This is a genomic window from Hyphomonas sp., assembly GCF_041398385.1.
GTDB lineage: Bacteria > Pseudomonadota > Alphaproteobacteria > Caulobacterales > Hyphomonadaceae > Hyphomonas.
On record NZ_JAWKUW010000001.1, the window covers coordinates 192,213 to 213,870 of the forward strand.

Here is a 21,658-nt window from a genome sequence, read left to right on the forward strand (position 1 = left end):
CCTTTGCGGCACGCCAAGATGGCGCACCACAAAGGGGTCAGTTTGCCGGATGAGAGTGAGGGAACCGGCCCGGAGGAAACGCCGTCCCGATGGGATGGCGGACAGGAAAGGCCGGTCAGACCCGATCAGCCCTCAGCGGCGTCGGGGGTGTCCTCTTCGTCGGAACCTTCGGACTCCATGCCGGCCGACAGCAATTCCTCGGCCAGGAGACCGGCATTGCGGCGGACCGCATCCTCGATCTCGTCCGCGACGGCCGGGTTTTCCTTCAGGAACTGGCGCGCCTTTTCCCGGCCCTGGCCGATGCGCTCACCATTGTAGGAATACCAGGAGCCGGACTTCTCGACGATATTGGCCTTGACGCCAAGATCGATCAGCTCGCCGGTTTTGGAGATGCCTTCGCCGTAAAGGATGTCGAATTCGACCTGCCGGAACGGCGGAGCAACCTTGTTCTTCACCACTTTGACGCGGGTCTGGTTGCCGATCACCTCGTCCCGCTCCTTGATCGCGCCGATACGGCGGATGTCGAGACGGACGGACGCATAGAATTTCAGCGCATTGCCGCCGGTCGTGGTTTCCGGGTTGCCGAACATCACACCGATCTTCATGCGGATCTGGTTGATGAAGATGACCATGCACTTCGACTTGGAAATCGAGCCCGTCAGCTTGCGCAGTGCCTGGCTCATCAGGCGAGCCTGCAGGCCGGGCAGCGAATCGCCCATCTCGCCTTCGAGTTCAGCGCGCGGCGTGAGGGCCGCCACCGAGTCGATGACGAGCAGGTCGACCGCGCCGGAGCGCACCAGCGTATCGGCGATCTCAAGCGCCTGTTCGCCGGTGTCCGGCTGGGAAATCAGGAGGTCGTCGAGGTCTACGCCCAGCTTGGCGGCGTAGACCGGGTCCAGCGCATGCTCGGCGTCGATAAAGGCGCACACGCCGCCATTCTTCTGCGCCTCGGCCACGGAATGCAGCGACAGGGTCGTCTTGCCCGAGCTTTCCGGGCCGTAAATCTCGATGATGCGGCCCTTGGGCAGGCCGCCGATGCCGAGCGCAATGTCCAGCCCGAGCGAGCCCGTGGAAACGGCTTCGATGTCCATGGCCCTCTTGTCGCCAAGGCGCATGACCGAACCCTTGCCAAAGGACCGTTCAATATTGCTGAGCGCCGTTTCGAGAGCCTTCTGCTTGTCCACGCCGGATTCCTTGTCCACGAGTTGCAACGCGGGTTTGGCCATGAGTCGTCTCCTTAGGTCCACTATGGGGGTGTTTTTGGCAAGGCCCCCGATTGCCATTTCTGAGCATCATGTACCACATTTGTTCTGCGGAACAAAGCGGAAACTTTCTGCACCCTGCTCTTTTCTTCGCCGCCCGTTTCAGGCATGGTTTTCTCCATGCTTACACGATCCAGCCGCCCCGCCGGCGAAGCCCGCCTTCGCTATCACGATGCCGACATCGAAGTCGTCGTTCCGGGTGATTACGTCACCTGCGCGGTCACCGGGCGGAAAATCCCGATCCAGGCGCTGCGCTACTGGAGCGTGGACCGGCAGGAAGCCTATTGGGACGCCGAGGCGGCCTCCTCGCGCATGATTCCCGCGAAGGGATGATGCGCGATCTCGTCCTGATGGTGGTGTTCTGCACCGGCGCCTGCGCTGCGGGCCCGGCCGGCGCTGAGACGGAACTCATCCCGGCACCCGTCATCGAGGAAAGCTGTGACGGCGCGCTGATGCAGGGCGGATTCCTCATCTGCCGCGGCGCACCAGGCACGGTGTTCACGGTCGCCGGACGCGCGCTGACCACTGACGCCTCCGGCACCGCCCAGTTCGGCCTGCGCACGGACACGCCCGCGGTGATCGGCTGGTCGTCGGACAGCGGCGCCTATGGCGACCTCACGATCGCGGCACGCAAGGATGATTACCGCGTCATCGAGGGCTTCGATTGCGACAAGGTCGACGCGCGCACGGAGGAACAGAAGGCCCATGCCGCGCGTTCCTGGGTGCAGAAGCAGGACGCCTTTGCAAAGTTCAATGACGGCCCCGGCGCGCTCACCGGCTTCATCAAGCCGGCGGATGTGCCCGCCTCCTCGCCCTTCGGCCCGACACGGAAATATATCGGCGTCAGCAAGGTGACGGGCGAGCCATGCGAGTCGGTCTCGGTGCATCAGGGCTATGACATGGCGGCGCCCGTGGGCACGCCGGTCGTTGCGCCGGCCGCCGGAACGGTGATCCTCGCCGATCCGGACCTTTATTATGAAGGCGGCGCGGTGTTCCTCGACCATGGGCACGGCGTGACCTCCGTGTTCATGCACCTCTCGGAAGTGGATGTAAGCGTCGGCGATACGGTCGCGCGCGGCGACGTGCTGGCGAAGTCCGGCAATACGGGCCGCACGACCGGGCCGCACCTGCACTGGGCGGTGAAGTGGCGCAATCCGCAGGCCGACGACCGCGGCGGCGATTTCTATATCGACCCGGCCCTGCTGCTGGACCTGCCGGTCACTGACTAGGCCGCGCGGCGATGAACGAGATCGCCCGCCATGTTCTCCGCTGGATCGAAGGGGCGATTGACGCTGCACCCGAGGGGCATGTGCCGCTGCTGTTCCTGTCCGGGCCGCAGGGGGCGGGCAAGTCGACAGCGGTGGCGGAGGCGATCGCCGCGCTGGCCCTGCCGGTCGCGGGCGCGAGCATCGACGATTTCTACCTGACGCATCTTGAGCGGGACATGCTGGCCCGCAAGGTCAGCCCGCTGTTCCTGACGCGCGGCCCGCCGGGGACGCATGATCTGGCGCTCCTGCACGACACGGTCGAAACACTGCGGATGGCGGACGCAGGCGCCAGCACGCTGTTGCCGGTGTTCGACAAGCTGGCCGACGACCGGCGGCCGGAACCGGCCTGGCGCAGCTTTCATGGCAAGCCGGCCGCCATCGTGATCGAGGGTTGGCTGATGGGCGTCGAGGCCGATCCGGATGCAGCGGCCTCCGCGCCCCTGAACGCTGTGGAAGCGTCAGACCTTGGCGGAGACTGGCGGCGGGCGCAGGAAGAGGCTCTGGGTACGGACTATGCGGCGCTGTGGAGCATGGCGGACGGGTTCCTGCATATCGTGGCGCCAGGCTTCGACTGCGTGCGCGGCTGGCGCCTGCAGCAGGAACAAGCCCTGTGGGAGGCGCGCGGCGAAGCGATGCCGGAGGCGCGGCGCGGCTGGGTGGATGAGTTCATCCAGCATTATGAACGCCTCACCCGTCGCATGATCGCAGGCAGGCGCCGCCCCGGCGCGGAGATTCACATTGATGCAGAGCGGCGCGTGATCAGGACGTCCGGCTGCTGAGGGATCAGGGCACCAGGATGGTGGCGCCGCTGGTGGTGCCGCTTTCGAGGGCGGCGTGGGCCTTGGCGGCGTCCTTGATTGAGAAGCGCTGGCCGATGTCGGCGCCGAAAGTGCCCCGGTCCATGGCGGCGAAGAGGTGACGGGCGCCGCGGGCAAGGTCTTCCGGCGTGTCGATATAGTTGAAGAGCGTCGCGCGGGTGAGGATGAGCGAGCCGCCGGCCGCGAGACGTCCCGGCGGCATCGGGTCCGGCGCGCCGGACGCATTGCCGTAGGAGATCATCCAGCCGCGCTTCCTGAGGCTCGAAAGCGACGCCTCGAAGCTGCGCTTGCCCACGCTGTCGAGCGCGACATCGACACCTGTGCCGCCGGTCAGCGCGCGCACCTTTTTGGCAACGTCGTCATAGCCGACCACGACATCGGAGGCGCCCAGGGCTTTCGCCTTTTCGGCCTTCTCCTCGGTGGACGTCACGGCAATGACGCGGGCGCCAAGGCTCGCGGCCCAGGGCGTAAGCACGCTGCCGACGCCGCCGACGGGCGCCCAGATGAGGACGGTGTCGCGATCTGTGATGGGGCGGATCTCGAACAGCAGCATCCAGGCGGTGAGGCCTTTCAGCAGCACGGCGGCGCCTTCTTCCTCGGAGATGCCGTCCGGCAGTTTCACCATGCTGGCGGCCGGCCCGGTGAAGTGCGTGGCGTAGGTGCCGCTGCCGAGATAGGCGACGCGGTCGCCGGGCTGAACATGGGTGACGCCCTCGCCGACGGCTTCCACCGTGCCGGCGCCTTCGGAGCCCTGCACGAAAGGCAGCTTCACGGGATAAAGGCCGGTGCGGAAATAGGTGTCGATGAAATTGAGACCGGAGGCCGCCTGTTTCACCAGCGCCTCGCCGGGGCCGGGACCGCGGGGGTTGAAGTCTTCCACCGTCAGCACGTCGGTGCCGCCGGTTTCGTGCATGATGATGCGGTAGGCGTCGCTCATGGTCAGTGTCCTTTGGGCGCCGAATTCCGGGCCCGTATGTTGAGCAGTTCAACGCCCAGCGAGAAGGCGATGGCGAAGTAGAGATAGCCCCGCGGGATATGGAAGCCGAGCCCGTCCGCGACAAGGGCGACGCCGACCAGCAGGATGAAGGCGAGCGCCAGCATCTTTGTGGTCGGATGGTCTGCGATGAACTTCGCCAGCGGGTCCGCGGCGACGGCCATCACGAAGGTGGACAGGATCACGGCGGTGATCATGACGACAATGTCGTCGGTCATGCCGACGGCGGTGATCACGCTGTCGAGCGAGAAGACGATGTTGATGACAAAGAGCTGGATGATGACGCTGGTGAAGCTGCCGGCGGCGACCGTCTCTTCATGATGGGTGCCTTCAACGGCAGAGTGGATTTCCTGCGTGCCTTTCCACAGGAGGAACAGGCCCCCGGCGAACAGGATCAGGTCTTTCAGCGTCACTTCCTCGATATGGTGCATCGCCTCCTCGCTGCCGCCCGAGAAGGCGACGGCCAGGACATGCGGCAGGTGGAACAGCGCGCTCTTGTCGAGCTGGAGGATCCAGAAGATCAGGCCGAGCATGCCGATGCGCAGCACCATCGCGCCCCACACGCCGACGCGCGTGGCTGTCACCTTCTGGCGGCCTTCCAGCTTTCCCGTCGCGATGGAGACGAAGAGGAGGTTGTCGATGCCCAGCACGATTTCGAGGAAGGTGAGGGTCGCAAGGCTGCCCCAGAAGGCGGGCGAAGACAGGAGTTCGGTCATGGATGTCCCCAGCGCAGCTGCCGATTCCCCCAACTGAACCGCGCCCGGCGGTGGAGCGCAAGCCCGACTCGCGGTTCGGTGGCGTCATGTCTCGAACTCACCAGCTTGTCTGCGGCGTCGATGAAGCCGGGCGCGGACCATGGGCCGGACCCGTGACGGCGGCGGCCGTGATCCTCGATCCGGCGCGGCCCATCAACGGCCTGACCGATTCCAAGAGGCTGAGCGAGGCGAAGCGCGAGGCGCTGGCGCCCCTCATCCGCGAGCGGGCGCTGGCCTGGTGTGTGGCGCATGCAAGCGTCGAGGAAATCGACCGGCTGAACATCCGAGAGGCGACCTTCCTCGCCATGCGCCGGGCGGTGGAGGGCCTTCAGCACGCGCCGTCTCTGGCGCTGATCGACGGCAATGCCCTGCCCGGCCGGCTCGCCTGCGAGGCCCGCGCAATCGTCAAGGGCGACCTGACGGAACCGGCGATTTCTGCCGCCTCGATCCTCGCCAAGACGGTACGCGACGCGCTGATGCTGGAGCTGGATGCGGCCCATCCGGGCTATGGCCTCGGCCAGCACAAGGGCTATGGCACAGCGGCGCATGCCGAGGCGCTGGCCCGCCTTGGCCCGGCGCCTTGCCACCGCAGGAGCTTCGCCCCGGTCAGGGCCGCCACAATTGGTTAACCGGCCATTAACCGTCTCGGCCCAGCTTTCCGTCAAAGACGGAGCAACGCATGATCTTCCTGTTTGGCTGGCACACCTGGTGGGGCGAATCCGGACGGCCGTACCGGTTCAAGATTACCCTGACGCGCAAGGCCCTGCCGGATGAAGGCGGGATCTACATCTTCGTGCAGCGCCGCTTCGCCTTCTTCCTGTTCCCGCTCTACATCGGCAAGGCAGCGAATTTCCGCTCGCGCCTGATCGGCCATGAACGATGGTGGGAGGCCTGGTGGAAACGCGGGGCGACGGAACGGCACGTCCTCGTCATCAAGAAGCCGGCCGACCGCGCCCGGGTCGAGGAAGACCTGATCCGGCGCTACCAGCCGAAGATGAACGACATCCTCATTCCCCGTGACGGCAATGATGCGCCCAACAACAAGCGCCTGCGCAGGTGGTGGAACTTCAAGCGGATGTTCCGGATCCCGTTCCTCAGCTGATTTCAGCCGCTCGAAGGGGAAGACAAACGGGGCGCGGGCGGATTATACGCCGTTCCATGGCCGATACGTCCCCGCCCCTTGCCCTGTCCCTGTTTGCGGATGCGCCGCAATCCGTGACCTTCAAGAAACTGCGCAAGCGCCTCGTGCGCGGGGCGCTGCAGGCGATCGACACCTATGGCATGGTCCACCGGCGGGCCGTGGAGAGCGGCGCGAAGCCCCGGCCGAAATGGCTGGTCTGCCTTTCGGGCGGCAAGGACAGCTACGGCCTCCTCGCCGTACTGATGGACCTGCAATACCAGGGCGCGCTGCCGGTAGACCTCATCGCCTGCAACCTCGACCAGGGGCAGCCGGGCTTTCCGAAACACATCCTGCCGGAATGGCTGGACAAGGTGGGCGTCGATTACAGGATCATCACCGAAGACACCTATTCCATCGTGACCGACAAGGTGCCGGAGGGGCGGACTTATTGCTCCATGTGCTCGCGCCTGCGCCGGGGCATCCTTTACCGCGTGGCGCGGGAGGAAGGCTGCGAGGCCATCGTGCTGGGCCATCACCGCGACGATGCGCTGGAGACGTTCATGATGAACCTCATCCATGGCGGGCGGATCGCAGCGATGCCGCCGAAGCTTCTGAACGATGAGGGCGATGTCATGGTGCTCCGCCCGCTGATTACCGCTGCCGAGGACGATCTTGAGAAGTTTGCCGCGGCGATGAACTTCCCCATCATCCCGTGCAATCTGTGCGGCAGCCAGGACGGGCTGCAGCGGGTGGCGATGAAGCAGTTGCTGACCGACTGGGAGCGGAAAAAGCCCGGCGTGCGGCAGGTGATGGCGCATGCGCTGGCGACGGTGCGGCCGAGCCATCTGCATGACCCGGCCGTGTTCGATTTTCTCAGCCTCGCCCCCGGCGGCGTCGGCGAGGACGACCCGAACGTTCCGTTCTGACGATCAGCCTTCGTCCCACTGGATGCCCGCACTGGAATCGTGGGTCGGGTAATCGGGATTGTCCCGATACTTCTTCACTTCATTGCGGGCGATGGCGCGCAGGTGCACCTCGTCCGGGCCGTCGGCGAGGCGCAGGGTGCGGATGCCGGCATAGCGTTCTGCAAGGCCGAAATCCGCCGTCACGCCGCCGCCGCCATGGGCCTGGATGGCATCGTCGATAATCTTGAGCGCCATGCGGGGCGCGGCCACCTTGATCATGGCGATCTCGTTGGCGGCCGCCTTGTTGCCGACCGTGTCCATCATGTAGGCGGCCTTCAGTGTGAGCAGCCGGCACATCTCGATTTCGAGCCGGGCCTCGCCGATGCGCTGTTCCCAGATCGTGTGCTGGTAGACCGGCTTGCCGAAGGCCTGACGGGTCAGGAGGCGCCGGGTCATTTTTTCCAGCGCGACTTCCGCGGCGCCGATGGTGCGCATGCAGTGATGGATGCGGCCGGGGCCAAGGCGGCCCTGCGCGATCTCGAAGCCGCGACCCTCGCCGAGGATCAGGTTTTCCTTCGGCACGCGCACATTTTCCAGCAGCACTTCGGCATGGCCATGCGGGCTGTCATCGTATCCGAACACAGGCAGCATACGGAGGATTTTTACGCCCGGCGCATCAAGCGGCACGAGGATCTGGCTCTGCTGGCGGTGACGCTCGGCGGAAGGGTCCGTCTTGCCCATCACGATGGCGACCTTGCAGCGCGGATCACCAACGCCGGACGACCACCACTTGCGGCCATTGATGACATAGTCGTCGCCGTCGCGGGTGATGGAGGTCTCGATGTTCGTGGCATCGGAAGACGCCACCAGCGGCTCGGTCATCAGGAAGGCGGAGCGGATCTCGCCATTCATCAGGGGACGGAGCCATTTTTCCTTCTGCAGGTCGCTGCCATAGCGATGCAGCACTTCCATATTGCCGGTGTCGGGCGCGGAACAGTTGAAGACTTCGGAGCCGAAACCGACGCGGCCCATGATTTCCGACAAGGGCGCGTATTCGGAATTGAGGAGGCCGGCGCCGCGATAGTCGTCGGTGTCATGGTCCGGGTTCGGCGGCAGAAACAGGTTCCAGAGTCCGTCGGCCTTTGCCTTCTTCTTGAGGTCTTCCAGCACCGGGTTGATGCCCCAGCGGTCCTTTTCGTGCGCCGCTTCATAGGCCGGCACGGCAGGATAGACATGCGCCTCCATGAAGGCCGTGACGCGGGCGATATAGTCTTTCGTCTTCGGGCTGTAGTCGAACTGCATTTCTGTGCCTCCGCTTCTCCGCACAGACTTTAGGCCCGTGCGGGGAGCAAGGCAAAGCGTCCCCCCGCGTCATCGCGCGCCCATGCCGCAGCCCCTCACCTCGCCCTTATCCTCCCCCGCGAGCGGGGGGGTGTCCACGGAGTGGACGGAGGGGGGAATTCGGACTCGCGGCAAGGGCCCCCTCCGACGCCTTCGGCGCCACCTCCCCCGTTGCACGGGGGAGGATAAGAGACAGCCTGCACTTGAAGCCGGACTGGCTGGGAGCCATCCGGGGATAAAGGGCCGAGGCGCGGCGGGCGCCGTTGCGCTCCGCCAGAGTAAGAATATAGGCTACGGATTGGAGCGTTACCGCCCGCCGCGCCGGAGATGGAGATTTCGGATCGCCGCCAGCGCGCCTCATCGCATCGGCCGTCTTGCAGGGCCGAGGTCGGACAGCCCAGCCGAAACCGGATCTGCCGGGGAGGTCATCGGTCTTTGTCGGTCGTGTTTCCACTTCCTCCGCCGGACCAGCTTTCCTAGACGCGGTCCCCGGCCGTTACCCCGGAGCCCGCGCCCATCTCTCCATTCCTCCCCCGCACAAACCGAACGGTACCGGCCCGGCCCCTGTGCGTTGGATGAGTTGAAGATAGGCGTGTGATCCCGCTGGCCGGATAAAGTGGTCGTCACGCCCGGCCGCGCAGCGGTCAGGGGGGCCATCCCTGAACGCTTCAACAGTTCACGTCATCTGCTGTGTCTTCAGCGGAGGATGACGTGCGTGGGGGGTCTTCCAGAGATGGGTGCCCGGACGGCTTCCAGCCGTCGGGCATGACGCGAGAGGGGGATAAGGGGTGCGTCCTTCCCCCTACTGACTGAATGAGCGGGCGAGCCAGATGCCGAGCGTGGCGATGACAAGGATGGAGCTGAAGTCGAAGGCCAGCAGCAGGCGCGTGCGGGGCGCGGTCAGGAGGCGGCCGTCGGCGCGGGCGCGTTTCAGGAGCGGCTTGGTGGTGAGCACGGCGGCAGAGGCCAGCGTGAACAGGATCACCTTGCCCCAGAACAACGGACTCGCAAGGTAATAGTCCGTCGGTTTTGCGATCCAGCCGGCCATCCAGATGCCGGTGGCGAGAATAATCACGGAGGAAAGGCCCGAGACCCTGTCCAGCATGACAAGGCGCGACAGCGCGGCGCCTTCGATCACCGGGCGGCGCAGCAGGAGGTTCTTGCTGAGGCTCGCCAGCAGACAGCCGAGAAAACCGGCAAGATGGAAGGATTTTACGAACAGAAGCTCTGGCATGGACGGGCCCCTCCCCCTCATGCCGGAGTTTTCAGCGCTCCGGCCGCAGGAGACAGACGCCAAATGGTCGCGTGGCGATCTGTGCCTAGTTCGGGTGCTTGTCGTCGTGGTCGCCGTTCCAGAAGCGCTTGATGCGGCCGAGGAAGCCTTCGCTTTCGGGGTGGCAGTCCGCATGGGAACAATCGCAGAATTCGCGCAGGATTTCCTTCTGGCGGGCCGTCAGGTTCTGCGGCGTTTCGACGAACATCTCGACATAGAGGTCTCCGGTCTGGCCGGACTGGCGGACTGACGGCATGCCCTTGCCGCGCAGGCGCAGCTTGCGGCCGGTCTGGGCGCCTTCCGGCACGACGACGCGGGCGCGGCCGCCATCGATGGTCGGGATTTCGATTTCGCCGCCGAGCGCCGCCGTGGTCATCGGCACCGGTGCGCGGCAGTAGAGGTTCGGCCCGTCGCGCTCGAAGATGTCGTGCTCGACGACATCGACGAAGATGTAGAGGTCGCCCTTGCCGCCGCCGGCGGTTCCGGCTTCGCCCTCACCGGCAAGGCGGATGCGCATGCCGCTTTCGACGCCTGCCGGGATCTTCACCTGCAGCTTGCGTTCCTCGCGGACCTGGCCGGCCCCGCCGCAATCCTTGCACGGCTTCTTGATGCGCTTGCCCTTGCCGCCGCAATGCGGACAGGTGCGTTCCATGGTGAAGAAGCCCTGCTGCGAGCGCACGCGGCCCTGGCCGGCGCAGGTGTCGCAGGTCTCAGGCTCGGTGCCGGGCGCAGCGCCGGACCCGTCGCAGGTCTTGCACGGCACGGCCTGAGGCACGTGGATGGTTTCGTCCTTGCCGGAGAAGGCCTCGGCAAGCGTGATTTCGAGATCGTAGCGCAGGTCCGCCCCGCGCTGGGGGCCGCCGCGGCGGCGTCCGCCCCCGCCAAAGCCGCCAGCACCGAACACCTGGCTGAACAGGTCCTGGAAAATGTCTTCGGGATTGCCGGCACCGAACGGGTTGCCGCCGCCCCCGCCACCCATGCCGCTTTCAAAGGCCCGGTGGCCGAAACGGTCATAGGCCGCGCGCTTGTCGGCATCCGACAGCACGGCATAGGCCTCGCCGACTTCCTTGAAGCTGTCTTCAGCTTCCTTGTTTCCCGGATTCTGGTCCGGATGGTACTTCATGGCCAGTTTACGGTAGGCGGATTTCAACGCCTTCTCGTCCGCGTCGCGCGGAACGCCCAGCACCTCATAATAGTCGCGCTTGCTCATCTGATGCTCGCCGTCACTCTGAGTCCCCGGTCTGGGGCGTCATGTGGTGCGGACCTTACGGCAGCGCAAGGGAGGGATGCAGCCCGTCATACCCCGAATTTCCCTAAAATCAGCTCGGCCCGGAGGGGAACTGGCTGATGCCATGTTCAATAACCACTGCACCTGTGGGCAGGATCTGCATGACCGCGAGGCCACGTTCGGTGGTGCCGTCGAGGCGGAAGCGGAACAGGCCGTTGACGCCGAAGAAGCCGTCCGGATCGGTGACGCCGTTGTATTTCAGGTTGTTTTCCGAGGCGAGGCGCACGGTGAGCGCGGCGGCATCATAGGCCTGGGCGGCCAGGTCCGTCGGGGCCTTGCCATAGATCCTGCGGTAGGTGTCAGTGAAGTCAGTGAGGTTGTCCGGATCGGTGCGGGCATAGACGGCGCCTTCGAGGGCCGGTTCGCGCCAGATGGCGGAATCGTCCCAGAGGCTTGTGCCGATCAGCATGACCTTGTTGAGGTCCACCCCGTTATAGGGCAGCAGCGGCGCGACCGAGAGCAGCTTCACGCCGCGCTCCGGAATGATGACACCGATCTTCTGGCGGCTGTTGCGGGCGATTTCGGATTTCAGCACGCCGGAGACCGAGCGCGCCTCGGCCGTGGCATTGCTCTCCTCGCCATAGAAAGCCGAAGTCAGCACCACGCCGCCATTACGGAAGGATTCAGAGCGCAGGGCCGTTTCGATCTCGCGGCCATAGGCTGTGTCCGGCCCGAGGAAGACAAAGCTGCGCACGCCCTTGGAGGCGGCATATTGCACAATGCGGCTCATCTCTTCTTCCGGCGAGATGGAGGCGAGATAGGCCCCGCCGCCCGCTGCGCTGCGGTCGTTCGAGAAGGCGATGACGGGCACTTTCTTGTCCAGTGCACGCTCGCGGATGGCTTTGACGTTCGCGCCGAACAGCGGGCCCAGAACCACGTCCGCCTTGTCCTTGATGGCCTCGTCGAGACGGGCCTCGGCGACCGACTGCTTGCCGGCCGTGTCCATCGGGATGATCATGAAATCGTCGCCGGCATATTCGAAGAGGGCCAGCTCGATGCCGGCCAGCATGCTCTCGGCTTCGGCACGCACCTGGGCATTCGGGTGAGAGAATGGCAGCAGCACGGCGGCGCGCTTGATGTCGCGGCCGGCCATGAAGGCAGGCGTCAGGCCGCCATCGCCGCGGACGGTGTGGTCGTTCTGCTCAGGCTCGCCGATATCGGCCATGCCGATGTCCACATCGTCGCCGGTGCCGGCCTGGCCGCCCGGAACGGGCTCGACCCGCGGGCTGCCGGTGCCGATCTGGACTGGCGGACGGGCGGGCGCGGTGGCACAGGCCGTGGCGAACAGAAACGATGCCAGAAGGAGGCTTGGCGCTTTGATCGTCCTGAGCAATGGTTGCAGCAATGTCATCTCCTGATCCATCTGACGCTGAGGCGATTCCCGGCTGGGGCGACTCTACGGGGGCCCGCCCCGGCGGGCAACCGCCGCAGGCACTGTCTCCGGGCCTGTATGTCGTCTCCACGCCGATCGGCAACCTCAGGGACATCACCCTGCGCGCGCTGGACGTACTGTCCGCGGCCGACGAGGTTCTGGCCGAGGACACGCGCGTGGCGGGCAAGCTGATGTCTGCTTACGGCCTTAAGGTGCGCCTCAGCCCCTACCATGACCACAATGGGGCCGAACGAAGGCCGGAGCTGATGCGGAAGCTGGCGGAGGGGGCGCGGATTGCGCTCATCTCCGATGCGGGCACGCCGCTGGTGTCCGATCCTGGCTGGAAACTGGCGCATGAAGCGCTGGAGGCAGGCCATCGCGTGTTCCCTGTGCCGGGGGCCTCGGCCATGCTGGCGGGGCTGGTGGCGAGCGGCTTGCCGAGCGACCGGTTCCTGTTTGCGGGCTTCCTGCCGCCGAAATCGGGCGCGCGGCGTGGTGCCGTGGAGGCGCTGAAGGGCGTGCCGGCGACGCTGATCTTCTATGAGAGCGGGCCGCGGCTGGCCGAAGCGCTGGCGGATCTTGCCGCCGTGCTGGGCGGCGCGCGGGATGCGGCCGTGGCGCGCGAGCTGACCAAGCTGTTCGAGGAGACGCGACGGGGCACGCTGGCGGACCTTGCCGCGCATTATGACCGCGAGGGCGGACCGAGGGGTGAGATCGTCGTGCTGGTCGGCCCGCCGGGCGAGACGGAAGTGACACCGGAACAGCTGGACGCGGCCCTGCGCGATGCCCTCGCCGGGCAGCCGACCAAGGCAGCGGCGAATGCCGTGGCCGAAGCGTTGGGCCTGCCGAAGCGGGACGTCTACCAGCGCGCACTGCAACTGAAGGCCGATGGCTGAGGGCAAGAGACAGGCCGCGGAAAAACGCGGGCGCAAAGGCGAACGGGCCGCCGCCCTGTTCCTGCAACTGAAGGGCTATCGCATCCTGGAGCGGCGCGTGAAGACGCCGCTGGGCGAAGTGGACCTGATCGCCCGGCGCGGCGGCGTCGTCGCCTTCGTGGAGGTGAAGCACCGCGCGTCGCTGGACCTCGCTGCGGACTCGGTGACGCAGCGAAACTGGCAACGCATCGACCGCGCCTCGGAATTCTGGATGGCCCGCCACCCGGACCTCGCCGATCTCGGCTGGCGCTATGACATCGTGGCGGTGGCGCCGTGGCAGGTGCCGCGTCACATCAGGGACGCGTGGCGGCCGGGGATGGCTTAGGTCAGGCTGACGCGTCTGACCTGTGGTGCCCGGCGCGATGAGGATTGACGATCAGGGCAAGGACCATCAGCACGCTCAGCGTGCCCACGATCAGGGGCCGGTCGAGCGCGAGGCCGCCATGGTCGGGCTTGTCCAGGAAGTTGCCGAGCACGGCGCCCAGCGGGCGGGTCAGTACGAACGCTGCCCAGAACAGCCAGACCCCATTGACCATCCGCTTCATCTGCAGGCCGAGCACGACCAGCAGCATCGCGCTGATCACCATGGCCGAGCCCCAGTAGCCAAGGCCCGCCGTATCCGCGAACCAGTCGCCGAGCGCCGTGCCCAGCGTCTGCGAGAAGGTGATGGTGATCCAGTAGAAGAGTTCGGTGCGCCGGTCGGCGATCTGGTCAGCAGAGACCCGACCCAGCGCAATGCGCCAGACAACCAGCGAGGCGATCACCAGCGACAGCAGCAGGATCGAGCCGCCTGTATAGCCGAGGCCGATCGACCGGGTCGAATAGTCCGCCAGTGTCGTGCCCGCCGTGGTCGAGGCGACAATGGTGAGCCAGTAGAGGCTGGCATGGAAGCGGCGGGCGAAGATCTGGATCGCGGCGAGCGCCACGAACAGGCTGGCAAGGATCAGCGTCGCGGTGAGATAGCCGAGGCCCATGTTCATGCTGACAAGATTGCCGCCGACTTCGCCGAGCGTGGTGGCGAGGATCTTGACGATCCAGAACCCGGCCGTCGCCGCTGGAACCTTGCTGAGGATTTCGGCGTCGGTTAGGTGTCGGTCAGTCATGGAAGGGCATTCGTTATTGCGCGGGCGGCCAGCCCTAACAGATGCCCGCGGCACAACCAAATGAAGAACCGGACACGTTGGCCGCGGACTTACGTGCCTGATGGCGGCGCGATGGCCGCCGCATTCAACGCGTCCAGCACAGCCGCATCGCGCTCATAGACATCGGCGGAATAGACGATTTCGCCATCAGCGCCCGGCGAGGCGGTGAGGTAGACGACGTGGACCGGGATGGTCGTGTCGAGATCGACGCGGGTTTCCTTGCCCGTGGCGACGGCGGCGTCGATGGCGGTGCGGTCCCAGTCCGGCATGTCGTTCAGCACCCATTCGGCAAGGCCCAGCGGATCCTTCACGCGGATACAGCCGGAGGAAAAGGCGCGCACCTCCTTGTCGAACAGAGCCTTTTCCGGCGTGTCGTGGAGATACACATTGTCCGGGTTCGGAAACATGATCTTGACCTGCCCCAGCGCATTGGCGGCGCCGGGCGCCTGCCGGATCTGGTAGGGAAAGGGCGAGGCCGGAACGGTGGCCCAGTCGATGGTCGAGGGATCGATGGCGTTGCCGTCATGATCGTAGACCCGATAGCCGAGACGCGTCACATCGCCGGGGCTCGCACGGAACTGGGGCAGCTTGTCCCGCCGGGCGATACTGGGCGGAACCTCCCACCACGGATTAAAGATGACATATTCGATCTGGTCAGAGAATTCCGGCGTCTGGGTCGACAGCTTTCCGAAGATGGCGGAGTGACGCTCCACCGCGCCGTCGGCAGAGACGGCGGACACTTCAAAGGCCGGAATATTGGCCAGCACATACCGCTCGCCATAATCCGACGGCAGCCAGCGCAGGCGCTCCAGATTGATGCGCAACGTGGCGATGCGGGTTTCTGCGGCGGCCCGGTCTTCCGGCGATGGCAGCAGGGTCGAGAGGGCCCGCTGGCGGGACAGTTCCGCCCGGAGCGCCGCATACTCGCTGCGCGTCGGCGCGGCGCGGTCGAGGGCGGCGGTGAACGCGTCCGTATCGCCGGTGAGCGCGATGCCGGTCAGCAGCGGGGCGAGTGTCAGGTCCGGCGCAGTGCGCGGCGCAAGCGTGTCGGGATCGAGCACGCCATGACGCAAATGCGTCGCGGCCAGCAGCCAGGCGTCGCGAACGCCCCCGGCATCGGCCAGCGCCTCATAGGGGGCCGGGTCAAGCCCGTGCGCGGCCACATGGCTGAGGGCGGCCCGCATGGCGGCCGCACCGGTCTCAGCGCCAGGAGCGACGGGACACGCCACGGCGAGGGACACGCTTTCCGGCGGCAGAGCGGTCGCCCCGGAGGCGTCGCAGTCGTTCAGCGTGGCGACGGAAACGCCCGCCGGCTGGTGCGCGCAGGCCGCTGCCAGCAGGACGAGGCCGGCCGCGAGCCGCCTCAGGCACAAGGGGAGACATCGGAGAGACATGAGCGGCGCCGCCAGTATTGCGATGCCGCATCATTTCACGTCGCGGCCGGGCTTGAAAGCCCGATCCCGCCGCGACATTGCGCGCCGGGTGCCTTCAGCTCCGTATGTCCTCGAAGACGGGCAAAGAGCGGCCGAAGGGCGCCTCCTTGCCGGCGGCGTATCCGCTCTCCACACCGCTGAGACGCAGCAGCGGCTCGAGGACGTTTTCTGCCTCGAGCAGTGGCCTCAACGACGCACGGGTCAGGTCGTCAAGCGCCGCATGGCGAGCCTGCAGGACTTCCAGGCACCAGACACGGTATTGCGACGTCTGAATGTCATGATAGTCCGTGTCCTGAATGCGTGCATCGTGGCGGGTCTGCCCCGTCTGCCAGGCGGCGGCATTGGCGTTGAGGGCTTCGAGATGGGCCTCGCCGATCTCACGAAGCAGTGGGCGCAAATCGTCCGGAATTCCGGACACGAGGCCACCGCTCATGCGGGAGGCGCGGGCATTCCACATCCGGTAGACCCATTCCATGACCCCCGGTGCGGTTTCGCGCATGATCACGCCGGGCGCCGGATCCATCGAGAAATGACGGAGGAGCGGCCCCATCAGGCCGATGTCGGCCAGCGTCGGCCGGTCGCCAAACAGGAAGGGCCGGCTGGCGAAAACGGTTTCGAGGATCTGGAGAAGCCGCAGATAGCTGCTTTCGACATGCGCGCGGGTCGCGGGCGTGACGCCGTCGCGATCCACGAAATTATGCTTCTGACGCTGTTCCGTGCGGCGCCGCTTGAGCCAGCCGGGCGCTTTGATCTCAGCGCCCATGACATCCGATATCTGGCGCGCCAGCAGTTTCGAACTCAGCGGATAGCTCCACCTGTAGTGCATGGCCGGGCGCCAGAGCCATTCGTCGGCATAGTCTTCTATCAGGCGGCAGACGAAGGCCTGCCCCGGATCTTCCGGCAGGATGGGCGGATCGGGATACTGCGTCTCGAACCAGTCGATCATCGGACTGGTATCGGTCATCCAGCGGCCATCCGGCAGTTCGGCCGCCGGCATCTGCATGGCGCCGGTCTTCGCCGGAATGTCCCGCATGAACTGCCGCGCGGTCATCGGGCAGAATTCGTAGGGGATCTCCTTGTATCGGAGATACGCCTCGAGCTTGCCTGTGAAATAGGAAACTTTCAGGCCGTAGACCTTCAGCATCGCACCCTCCCTTTTGCCGCCCGGTAAGGCCGGGCCTGTCTAGTCGTCGAAGCCCCGGAACACAGCGGCTTCGTCCACGGATTTGCGGGTGGAGACCACGGCGTTTGCCGGGAAACTGTCATCCGGCCAGCCCATGGCGACGCAGGTCTGGATGACCTGGTCATCCGGAATGCCGGCTTCCTCGCGCACGACCGGGCTCTGCATGATGCCCTGGCTGTTGATGACACAGCCGAGGCCCCGGTTCCAGGCCGTGTTGACGATGGCGTTGACGACGCCGCCGCAATCGAAGGGGGCGATGTCGCCGCCTTGCAACGCCTTGTCATAGGTGATGACGATGGAGACCGGCGCATCGAACTGGCGGAAACCGCGCAGCACCCAGTCCATCCGCGCTTCCTTGTCGTGGCGCTCGATGCCCATGGCTTCGAACAGTTGGATCGCAATGCCGATCTGGCGCTCGCGGTGGACGCCCTCATAGGCCGGGCCCATGCGGAATTCGCGGCTGTCCGGCACGCCGGCGAGATTGCGCTCGACATTGCCCTTGCGGATCCGGTCCAGCACCTCGCCGCCGACGACATAGAAATTCCACGGCTGGGAATTCAGCGAAGTCGGCGCCCGCATGGCGATTTCCAGGATTTCGCGGATCAGCGCCTTCGGCACCGGTTTCTTCTGGAAGCCGCGAATGCTGCGGCGGCCCCGAAGGACGTCATCAAATTCCATTCTCTTCCCTCCCCGCGGCCGCGCCGCCAAGAAAGGACACGCCAAGCAGGACCGCCGGTAAAACAAGTTCCACCCACATAAGCACAAGAAACAGGGGGTGGGGTATCCCTGCCGTTGCGACAGAGAGGACGCGGCCGATGCCGCCAATCGAAAAAAGCGCGAGCAGCATCCGCGCCTGCGGCAGCGCTTCAGGCAGGCGGCCCGAGACGCGCAGGACGACGAGGCCATAGACCAGCCAGAACACGGAATAGAAGCGCAGCTCGCTGTCGGTATTCGCTTCGGAGAGGCCCGGCAGGTCTGTCCCGGTTGCCGCCACGGCATCGAGCATGGAGGCAAACACATGGCCCGTCGCGGCCGGCCCCATCAGGAACATCATCACGCCGATGAGGATTGCCGCAAGGCCGAGGGCGGCAAACGCAAAGCGGAAGACCTGAAGGGCCACTACAGCGTCACTCGTCCTTGTAGTCCTTCAGCCATTTGTAGGCGACGTCGAGGATGTCGGCCTCCTTTGTGTCCGCCGAACGCCATCTGCCATCGTCATACAAGGCGGAGACCTGGTAGAGTATCTGGCGCGCGGCGGCCGGATCCGGGGCGGACCTGGTGAGCGCATACATCTTGCCCATCGCCGAGACGAACCCCGTGCTGCCATTCGCCGACACATAGGCATTGTAGGTCTGCCCGATGGACTCGTTCACCTGTGTCAACGGCGAGGTTTCGAGGAACCATTCCTCCACCGGCAATGGGCCGGCAGACACAAGCGGGTCTTCCTTGCCCGTTGGTATACTGACGATGGCAGGCAGCATCGCCTCGATGCGCGACAGCTTCGAGGCGTCATAATCGTGCCAGTAATAATTCTCGGTTTCGCCGGGCTTCAGCGCGGCATCGCGATAGGTCTTGATCGCGGCGATCAGTTCGCGTGTGCGGGCCTCGTCCGTCGCGGCAATATCCTCTGCATAGTCCAGCCGCAGGTTGAGCAAGGGATCCTGCAACAGTTCCATGCCGCCGCCCTTGTTCTTCAGGGGACACGGCGCGGCCATTCGCTCGGCCAGAGACAAGGCGACGGTCCCGCCTTCCGGATGCTCCGTGAACCATCCGCGTGCGGCCAATATGTCCCAGAAGACATTGTCGGTGCACGCCGTAGGTGGCTCCGTGCCGGAAATGAAGGGATGGGCGACTTGCGCAAAGGCGTAGAAATTCAGGAGCGACGTCGTCAGATCCTTGCGCAGATTGGTCGGCTCCTCAGTCGGAATGCCGACATTTTCAATACGCCAGGTCAGATCGACCGGGTAGGTCTGGTTCCGGTCTTCCAGCGCCCAGTAGGCCTGGCTGTAGCCGAAGGCCTTTGTCACCTCCGTATAGATCGCCGCGCCGCCCGCCTGAGCCGTGTTCAGCTCATTGGCCTGTGTGTAATGTGCCATTGCCGCATAATGCAGGGCAAAAGCGTTGCCGGGGCATTGCGCCGCCGCGCCGTCAAGGACCGGCAAAGCGCTTTCCAGGGTAACCTCCCGCGCCCGGATCTGCTGAATCGTCGTGGCAATGTGCTCTGACAGGGGCGCGCCGCAAGTGTCGGGCGCTGCAGTCTCGGCCCATGACATCCCCGCCGTCAGGATGGCGAGCATGCCCGCCATGGCGATGCGAATCGCTTTCATCCAAGCCTCCGTTGAAAGACCCTATTCGACAATTTCCGCCTTTGGCAGTCCCGCAGCGGCGATGCCGGTATTTCCGCATTCCTCATCGAATTCCGATGGGGCGCCGGAGACGCCGACGCCGCCAATCAGTTCCCCGGATTCGAGCCGGATGGGCAGCCCGCCGCGCCAGACGGCGAGATTGGGAGCATTGCCGCCCCACTTCGCCGTTTCCGCTGTTGTAAACCCGTAAGTGGCGGCAGACTTGCCCTTCCATTGCGCCACGTCCCGCACCGCAGCATCAGCGGTGTCCATGTGGGCAAAGGCCTTGAGATTGCCGTGCTGGTCAAACACCGCGACAGCGACGCCATAATCGTGCGCGGCGGCATGGGCGACGCAGGCCGTGACGATCGTCTGCGCTGTGGCAAGATCGAGGGTCGGCTGGGCGCGTTGTGCTTCAGCGCTTGCACAGGCGGTGGCGAGAATGACGGTGGCGGCGAATACCCGGCTCAACATGAAACGTCCCTCCCGGTTGTCTCCGGAAGGGACGCTAGACTGGAGACGGTTGAAAGGCCAGCCCGCTCTCGCGATCAGGCGTCGACCTTCTGTTTCGCCTTGGCTTTCTTGCCGGCATAGGCGAACTGTTCGCCGTCGAGATCGATCTTCGGCATCTCGTCCTTTTCGCGCCAGTAATCCTGCGTGTGCTGCCATTCATAATTGGAGCCGCGCTTGGGCAACATGTGCATATTGCGCATGAGGTAGCCGGGGTTGAAGTTCTCCGGGTCGATCCAGGGCAGGATTTCCATGTCCTTGTCTTCCTCGCGCAACTGCACGCGCACCTGCGTGACGCCCTTCTCGTCCATATGCTTGAGCATGCGGATGATGAAGTCGGCCATGATGTCGACCCGCAGCGTCCAGGACGCGCGGAAATAGCCGAACACCCAGGCCATGTTGGGCACGCCGGTGAACATCATGCCCCGATAGGTCACGGTCTTCGAGAAATCGACCGGCTTGCCATCCACCGTGAACGGAATGTCTCCCAATACGGAGAGGTTGAAGCCCGTCGCGGTGATGATCACGTCGGCCTTCAGCTCCTCGCCGGACTTGGTGAGGATGCCGTTCTCGGTGAAGCGCTCGATCTCGTCGGTCACCACATCGGCCTTGCCGCTGGCAATGCCCTGGAAGAGGTCTCCATCCGGCACGAAGGCGATGCGCTGGCGCCACGGGCGGTAGCGCGGGGTAAAGTGCTTTTCGATCGGGTACTGCTCGCCGAGGAACATCTTGACGCCTTCCAGCAGTTCCTGTTCGACGGCTTCGGTCTCCTCGATGCAGCGGCGGGTGAAATCGTGCTGGTCGAACAGGACTTTCTGCCGCGCGACGCGGTGGATCGTGTCCCAGTCGATACCGATCTTTTCCAGTTCGACGACCAGTTCGTTTTCGTTCCGTCCAGGGATGAACCAGGTGGGCGAGCGCTGCAGCACCGTGACGTGCTCGGCATCGCCGGCAATGGCAGGCACCACGGTCGCCGTTGTCGCGCCGGAGCCGATGCAGATGACCCGCTTGCCCTTCATGTCGGCATCTTCGGGCCAGATCTGCGGGTGGATGATTTCGCCCTTGAACTTGTCCATGTCGGGCCATTCGGGCGTGTAGGGATTTTCGTAATTGTAGTAGCCCTGGCACATCCAGAGGAAGTTGCAGGTGAAGTAGATCTCCTCGCCGGTGTCGAGCTTCTGGGCGGTGACGGTCCACAGGCTGTCGTCGGACGACCATTCGGCCGACAGGATCTTGTGGCCGTAGCGAATGTAGGGGCCGAGATCGTTGTCGTCGATCACCTCTTCCATGTAGTCGAGGATTTCCTGCGCCGTCGCGATGGGCACGCCGGTCCACGGCTTGAAGCGGTATCCGAACGTGTAGAGATCGGAGTCCGAGCGTACGCCCGGATATTTGTGCCAGAGCCAGGTGCCGCCGAAGCTTTCCAGCTTTTCCAGCACGACAAAACTCTTGTCAGGCGCCTGGTCCCGCAGATGATAGGCCGCGCCAACGCCGGAAATGCCCGCACCTGCGACCAGTACATCGAAATGTTCGACTTTGGCCGCTGCCGGCCGCTTCTTCGTTTCCGTCCCTGACATGGCTCTCCGTCCACCTGAATGGCGCCACCGGACCGCCCGAGGGCGCAGTTTGCACCCTCATTGAAACCAGAAAAATTCCACAGGCACTACGGGCCTCCCCGTATGACGTCGGGTCAGGCGCCCGGATTTTCCGGGGC

The 21,658-nt window shown here is 65.1% G+C and carries 23 protein-coding genes; 8 read left to right on the forward strand and 15 right to left on the reverse strand.

Annotated elements, in window-relative coordinates; translation table 11 throughout:
* Nucleotides 1-125: 125 nt before the first annotated feature.
* Nucleotides 126-1,226 (reverse strand): recombinase RecA, encoded by a 1,101-nt coding sequence (gene recA / locus R3C13_RS00920; RefSeq protein WP_371308908.1) that lies wholly within the window; start codon nucleotides 1,224-1,226, stop codon nucleotides 126-128.
* A 156-nt stretch (nucleotides 1,227-1,382) separates the two neighbouring features.
* Between recA and R3C13_RS00925 the strand changes: the two genes are divergently transcribed.
* Genes R3C13_RS00925 through R3C13_RS00935 form a run of 3 tightly spaced genes read left to right on the forward strand, consistent with a single transcriptional unit; the run spans nucleotide 1,383 to nucleotide 3,309 of the window.
* Nucleotides 1,383-1,595, forward strand: coding sequence for a DUF2093 domain-containing protein (locus R3C13_RS00925; RefSeq protein ID WP_371308909.1), 213 nt, complete (start codon nucleotides 1,383-1,385; stop codon nucleotides 1,593-1,595).
* Nucleotides 1,595-2,491, forward strand: a complete 897-nt coding sequence (locus R3C13_RS00930) for a M23 family metallopeptidase (RefSeq protein ID WP_371308910.1) — start codon at nucleotides 1,595-1,597, stop codon at nucleotides 2,489-2,491. The genes R3C13_RS00925 and R3C13_RS00930 overlap by 1 nt, the downstream gene beginning before the upstream one ends.
* Nucleotides 2,492-2,502: 11 nt before the next feature.
* Nucleotides 2,503-3,309: a hypothetical protein gene (locus R3C13_RS00935; protein ID WP_371308911.1), complete on the forward strand. Its 807-nt coding sequence runs from the start codon at nucleotides 2,503-2,505 to the stop codon at nucleotides 3,307-3,309.
* 4 nt (nucleotides 3,310-3,313) lie between these two features.
* On the opposite strand, the gene R3C13_RS00940 is transcribed toward R3C13_RS00935, so the two are convergent.
* Both R3C13_RS00940 and R3C13_RS00945 read right to left on the reverse strand, forming a co-directional pair.
* Nucleotides 3,314-4,285: a quinone oxidoreductase gene (locus R3C13_RS00940; protein ID WP_371308912.1), complete on the reverse strand. Its 972-nt coding sequence runs from the start codon at nucleotides 4,283-4,285 to the stop codon at nucleotides 3,314-3,316.
* 2 nt (nucleotides 4,286-4,287) lie between these two features.
* Complete coding sequence (locus R3C13_RS00945; RefSeq protein WP_371308913.1) at nucleotides 4,288-5,058, reverse strand: TerC family protein; 771 nt, start codon at nucleotides 5,056-5,058, stop codon at nucleotides 4,288-4,290.
* An 86-nt stretch (nucleotides 5,059-5,144) separates the two neighbouring features.
* On the opposite strand from R3C13_RS00945, the gene rnhB reads away from it, so the two are divergent.
* The 3 genes from rnhB to ttcA are packed head-to-tail and all read left to right on the forward strand — an operon-like array spanning nucleotide 5,145 to nucleotide 7,143.
* Nucleotides 5,145-5,726, forward strand: coding sequence for a ribonuclease HII (rnhB, locus tag R3C13_RS00950; RefSeq protein WP_371308914.1), 582 nt, complete (start codon nucleotides 5,145-5,147; stop codon nucleotides 5,724-5,726).
* 50 nt (nucleotides 5,727-5,776) lie between these two features.
* Complete coding sequence (locus tag R3C13_RS00955) at nucleotides 5,777-6,199, forward strand: GIY-YIG nuclease family protein (protein ID WP_371308915.1); 423 nt, start codon at nucleotides 5,777-5,779, stop codon at nucleotides 6,197-6,199.
* 56 nt (nucleotides 6,200-6,255) lie between these two features.
* Entirely contained in the window at nucleotides 6,256-7,143 is an 888-nt protein-coding gene (gene ttcA / locus R3C13_RS00960) for a tRNA 2-thiocytidine(32) synthetase TtcA (RefSeq protein WP_371308916.1), read from the forward strand.
* A gap of 3 nt (nucleotides 7,144-7,146) precedes the next feature.
* Here the strand turns inward: ttcA and R3C13_RS00965 are convergent, their stop codons facing one another.
* The 4 genes from R3C13_RS00965 to R3C13_RS00980 form a co-directional block, all read right to left on the reverse strand.
* A complete protein-coding gene (locus R3C13_RS00965) occupies nucleotides 7,147-8,424 on the reverse strand; it encodes an acyl-CoA dehydrogenase family protein (protein WP_371308917.1) in 1,278 nt (425 codons plus the stop codon).
* Between the two features lie 841 nt (nucleotides 8,425-9,265).
* Nucleotides 9,266-9,697 (reverse strand): DUF2214 family protein, encoded by a 432-nt coding sequence (locus tag R3C13_RS00970; protein ID WP_371308918.1) that lies wholly within the window; start codon nucleotides 9,695-9,697, stop codon nucleotides 9,266-9,268.
* A gap of 85 nt (nucleotides 9,698-9,782) precedes the next feature.
* The gene (gene dnaJ / locus R3C13_RS00975; protein ID WP_371308919.1) at nucleotides 9,783-10,946 is read right to left on the reverse strand and encodes a molecular chaperone DnaJ; all 1,164 of its coding nucleotides are present in this window, start codon (nucleotides 10,944-10,946) and stop codon (nucleotides 9,783-9,785) included.
* Nucleotides 10,947-11,055: 109 nt separating this feature from the next.
* Nucleotides 11,056-12,375, reverse strand: coding sequence for a penicillin-binding protein activator (locus tag R3C13_RS00980; protein WP_371308920.1), 1,320 nt, complete (start codon nucleotides 12,373-12,375; stop codon nucleotides 11,056-11,058).
* On the opposite strand from R3C13_RS00980, the gene rsmI reads away from it, so the two are divergent.
* Both rsmI and R3C13_RS00990 read left to right on the forward strand, forming a co-directional pair.
* Nucleotides 12,369-13,292 carry a 16S rRNA (cytidine(1402)-2'-O)-methyltransferase gene (gene rsmI / locus R3C13_RS00985; RefSeq protein ID WP_371308921.1) on the forward strand — a complete coding sequence of 308 codons (924 nt, stop codon included), beginning with the start codon at nucleotides 12,369-12,371 and terminating at the stop codon, nucleotides 13,290-13,292. The two genes, R3C13_RS00980 and rsmI, sit on opposite strands and share 7 nt — an antisense overlap.
* Nucleotides 13,285-13,656 carry a YraN family protein gene (locus R3C13_RS00990; RefSeq protein ID WP_371308922.1) on the forward strand — a complete coding sequence of 124 codons (372 nt, stop codon included), beginning with the start codon at nucleotides 13,285-13,287 and terminating at the stop codon, nucleotides 13,654-13,656. Before rsmI ends, R3C13_RS00990 begins: the two co-directional genes overlap by 8 nt.
* A 1-nt stretch (nucleotide 13,657) precedes the next feature.
* On the opposite strand, the gene R3C13_RS00995 is transcribed toward R3C13_RS00990, so the two are convergent.
* From R3C13_RS00995 to R3C13_RS01030, 8 genes are all read right to left on the reverse strand, one after another.
* Complete coding sequence (locus tag R3C13_RS00995; RefSeq protein WP_371308923.1) at nucleotides 13,658-14,434, reverse strand: hypothetical protein; 777 nt, start codon at nucleotides 14,432-14,434, stop codon at nucleotides 13,658-13,660.
* Nucleotides 14,435-14,523: 89 nt separating this feature from the next.
* A complete protein-coding gene (locus R3C13_RS01000; RefSeq protein ID WP_371308924.1) occupies nucleotides 14,524-15,867 on the reverse strand; it encodes a murein L,D-transpeptidase in 1,344 nt (447 codons plus the stop codon).
* 94 nt (nucleotides 15,868-15,961) lie between these two features.
* Complete coding sequence (locus R3C13_RS01005; protein ID WP_371308925.1) at nucleotides 15,962-17,050, reverse strand: glutathione S-transferase family protein; 1,089 nt, start codon at nucleotides 17,048-17,050, stop codon at nucleotides 15,962-15,964.
* A 39-nt stretch (nucleotides 17,051-17,089) separates the two neighbouring features.
* Nucleotides 17,090-17,767: a nitroreductase gene (locus tag R3C13_RS01010; protein ID WP_371308926.1), complete on the reverse strand. Its 678-nt coding sequence runs from the start codon at nucleotides 17,765-17,767 to the stop codon at nucleotides 17,090-17,092.
* Nucleotides 17,757-18,209 (reverse strand): DUF4345 domain-containing protein, encoded by a 453-nt coding sequence (locus tag R3C13_RS01015; protein ID WP_371308927.1) that lies wholly within the window; start codon nucleotides 18,207-18,209, stop codon nucleotides 17,757-17,759. Before R3C13_RS01015 ends, R3C13_RS01010 begins: the two co-directional genes overlap by 11 nt.
* Before the next feature lie 7 nt (nucleotides 18,210-18,216).
* The gene (locus R3C13_RS01020; RefSeq protein WP_371308928.1) at nucleotides 18,217-19,416 is read right to left on the reverse strand and encodes a hypothetical protein; all 1,200 of its coding nucleotides are present in this window, start codon (nucleotides 19,414-19,416) and stop codon (nucleotides 18,217-18,219) included.
* A gap of 21 nt (nucleotides 19,417-19,437) precedes the next feature.
* Entirely contained in the window at nucleotides 19,438-19,908 is a 471-nt protein-coding gene (locus tag R3C13_RS01025; RefSeq protein WP_371308929.1) for a heme-binding protein, read from the reverse strand.
* Nucleotides 19,909-19,982: 74 nt separating this feature from the next.
* On the reverse strand, nucleotides 19,983-21,521 hold the full coding sequence (locus tag R3C13_RS01030) for a flavin-containing monooxygenase (RefSeq protein ID WP_371308930.1): 1,539 nt from the start codon (nucleotides 21,519-21,521) through the stop codon (nucleotides 19,983-19,985).
* Nucleotides 21,522-21,658 lie beyond the last annotated feature (137 nt).

Bases quoted from the DNA above. Each gene is read 5' to 3' on its own strand.
- rsmI (WP_371308921.1), top strand. From the start codon at position 12,369: ATGTCATCTCCTGATCCATCTGACGCTGAGGCGATTCCCGGCTGGGGC.
- rnhB (WP_371308914.1), top strand. From the start codon at position 5,145: ATGTCTCGAACTCACCAGCTTGTCTGCGGCGTCGATGAAGCCGGGCGC.
- R3C13_RS00980 (WP_371308920.1), bottom strand. From the start codon at position 12,375: ATGACATTGCTGCAACCATTGCTCAGGACGATCAAAGCGCCAAGCCTC.
- R3C13_RS00940 (WP_371308912.1), bottom strand. From the start codon at position 4,285: ATGAGCGACGCCTACCGCATCATCATGCACGAAACCGGCGGCACCGAC.
- R3C13_RS01020 (WP_371308928.1), bottom strand. From the start codon at position 19,416: ATGAAAGCGATTCGCATCGCCATGGCGGGCATGCTCGCCATCCTGACG.
- R3C13_RS01030 (WP_371308930.1), bottom strand. From the start codon at position 21,521: ATGTCAGGGACGGAAACGAAGAAGCGGCCGGCAGCGGCCAAAGTCGAA.
- R3C13_RS01010 (WP_371308926.1), bottom strand. From the start codon at position 17,767: ATGGAATTTGATGACGTCCTTCGGGGCCGCCGCAGCATTCGCGGCTTC.
- R3C13_RS00955 (WP_371308915.1), top strand. From the start codon at position 5,777: ATGATCTTCCTGTTTGGCTGGCACACCTGGTGGGGCGAATCCGGACGG.
- R3C13_RS00995 (WP_371308923.1), bottom strand. From the start codon at position 14,434: ATGACTGACCGACACCTAACCGACGCCGAAATCCTCAGCAAGGTTCCA.
- R3C13_RS00935 (WP_371308911.1), top strand. From the start codon at position 2,503: ATGAACGAGATCGCCCGCCATGTTCTCCGCTGGATCGAAGGGGCGATT.
- recA (WP_371308908.1), bottom strand. From the start codon at position 1,226: ATGGCCAAACCCGCGTTGCAACTCGTGGACAAGGAATCCGGCGTGGAC.
- dnaJ (WP_371308919.1), bottom strand. From the start codon at position 10,946: ATGAGCAAGCGCGACTATTATGAGGTGCTGGGCGTTCCGCGCGACGCG.
- ttcA (WP_371308916.1), top strand. From the start codon at position 6,256: ATGGCCGATACGTCCCCGCCCCTTGCCCTGTCCCTGTTTGCGGATGCG.
- R3C13_RS01005 (WP_371308925.1), bottom strand. From the start codon at position 17,050: ATGCTGAAGGTCTACGGCCTGAAAGTTTCCTATTTCACAGGCAAGCTC.
- R3C13_RS01025 (WP_371308929.1), bottom strand. From the start codon at position 19,908: ATGTTGAGCCGGGTATTCGCCGCCACCGTCATTCTCGCCACCGCCTGT.
- R3C13_RS00990 (WP_371308922.1), top strand. From the start codon at position 13,285: ATGGCTGAGGGCAAGAGACAGGCCGCGGAAAAACGCGGGCGCAAAGGC.
- R3C13_RS00970 (WP_371308918.1), bottom strand. From the start codon at position 9,697: ATGCCAGAGCTTCTGTTCGTAAAATCCTTCCATCTTGCCGGTTTTCTC.
- R3C13_RS00930 (WP_371308910.1), top strand. From the start codon at position 1,595: ATGCGCGATCTCGTCCTGATGGTGGTGTTCTGCACCGGCGCCTGCGCT.
- R3C13_RS00945 (WP_371308913.1), bottom strand. From the start codon at position 5,058: ATGACCGAACTCCTGTCTTCGCCCGCCTTCTGGGGCAGCCTTGCGACC.
- R3C13_RS01000 (WP_371308924.1), bottom strand. From the start codon at position 15,867: ATGTCTCTCCGATGTCTCCCCTTGTGCCTGAGGCGGCTCGCGGCCGGC.
- R3C13_RS00965 (WP_371308917.1), bottom strand. From the start codon at position 8,424: ATGCAGTTCGACTACAGCCCGAAGACGAAAGACTATATCGCCCGCGTC.
- R3C13_RS00925 (WP_371308909.1), top strand. From the start codon at position 1,383: ATGCTTACACGATCCAGCCGCCCCGCCGGCGAAGCCCGCCTTCGCTAT.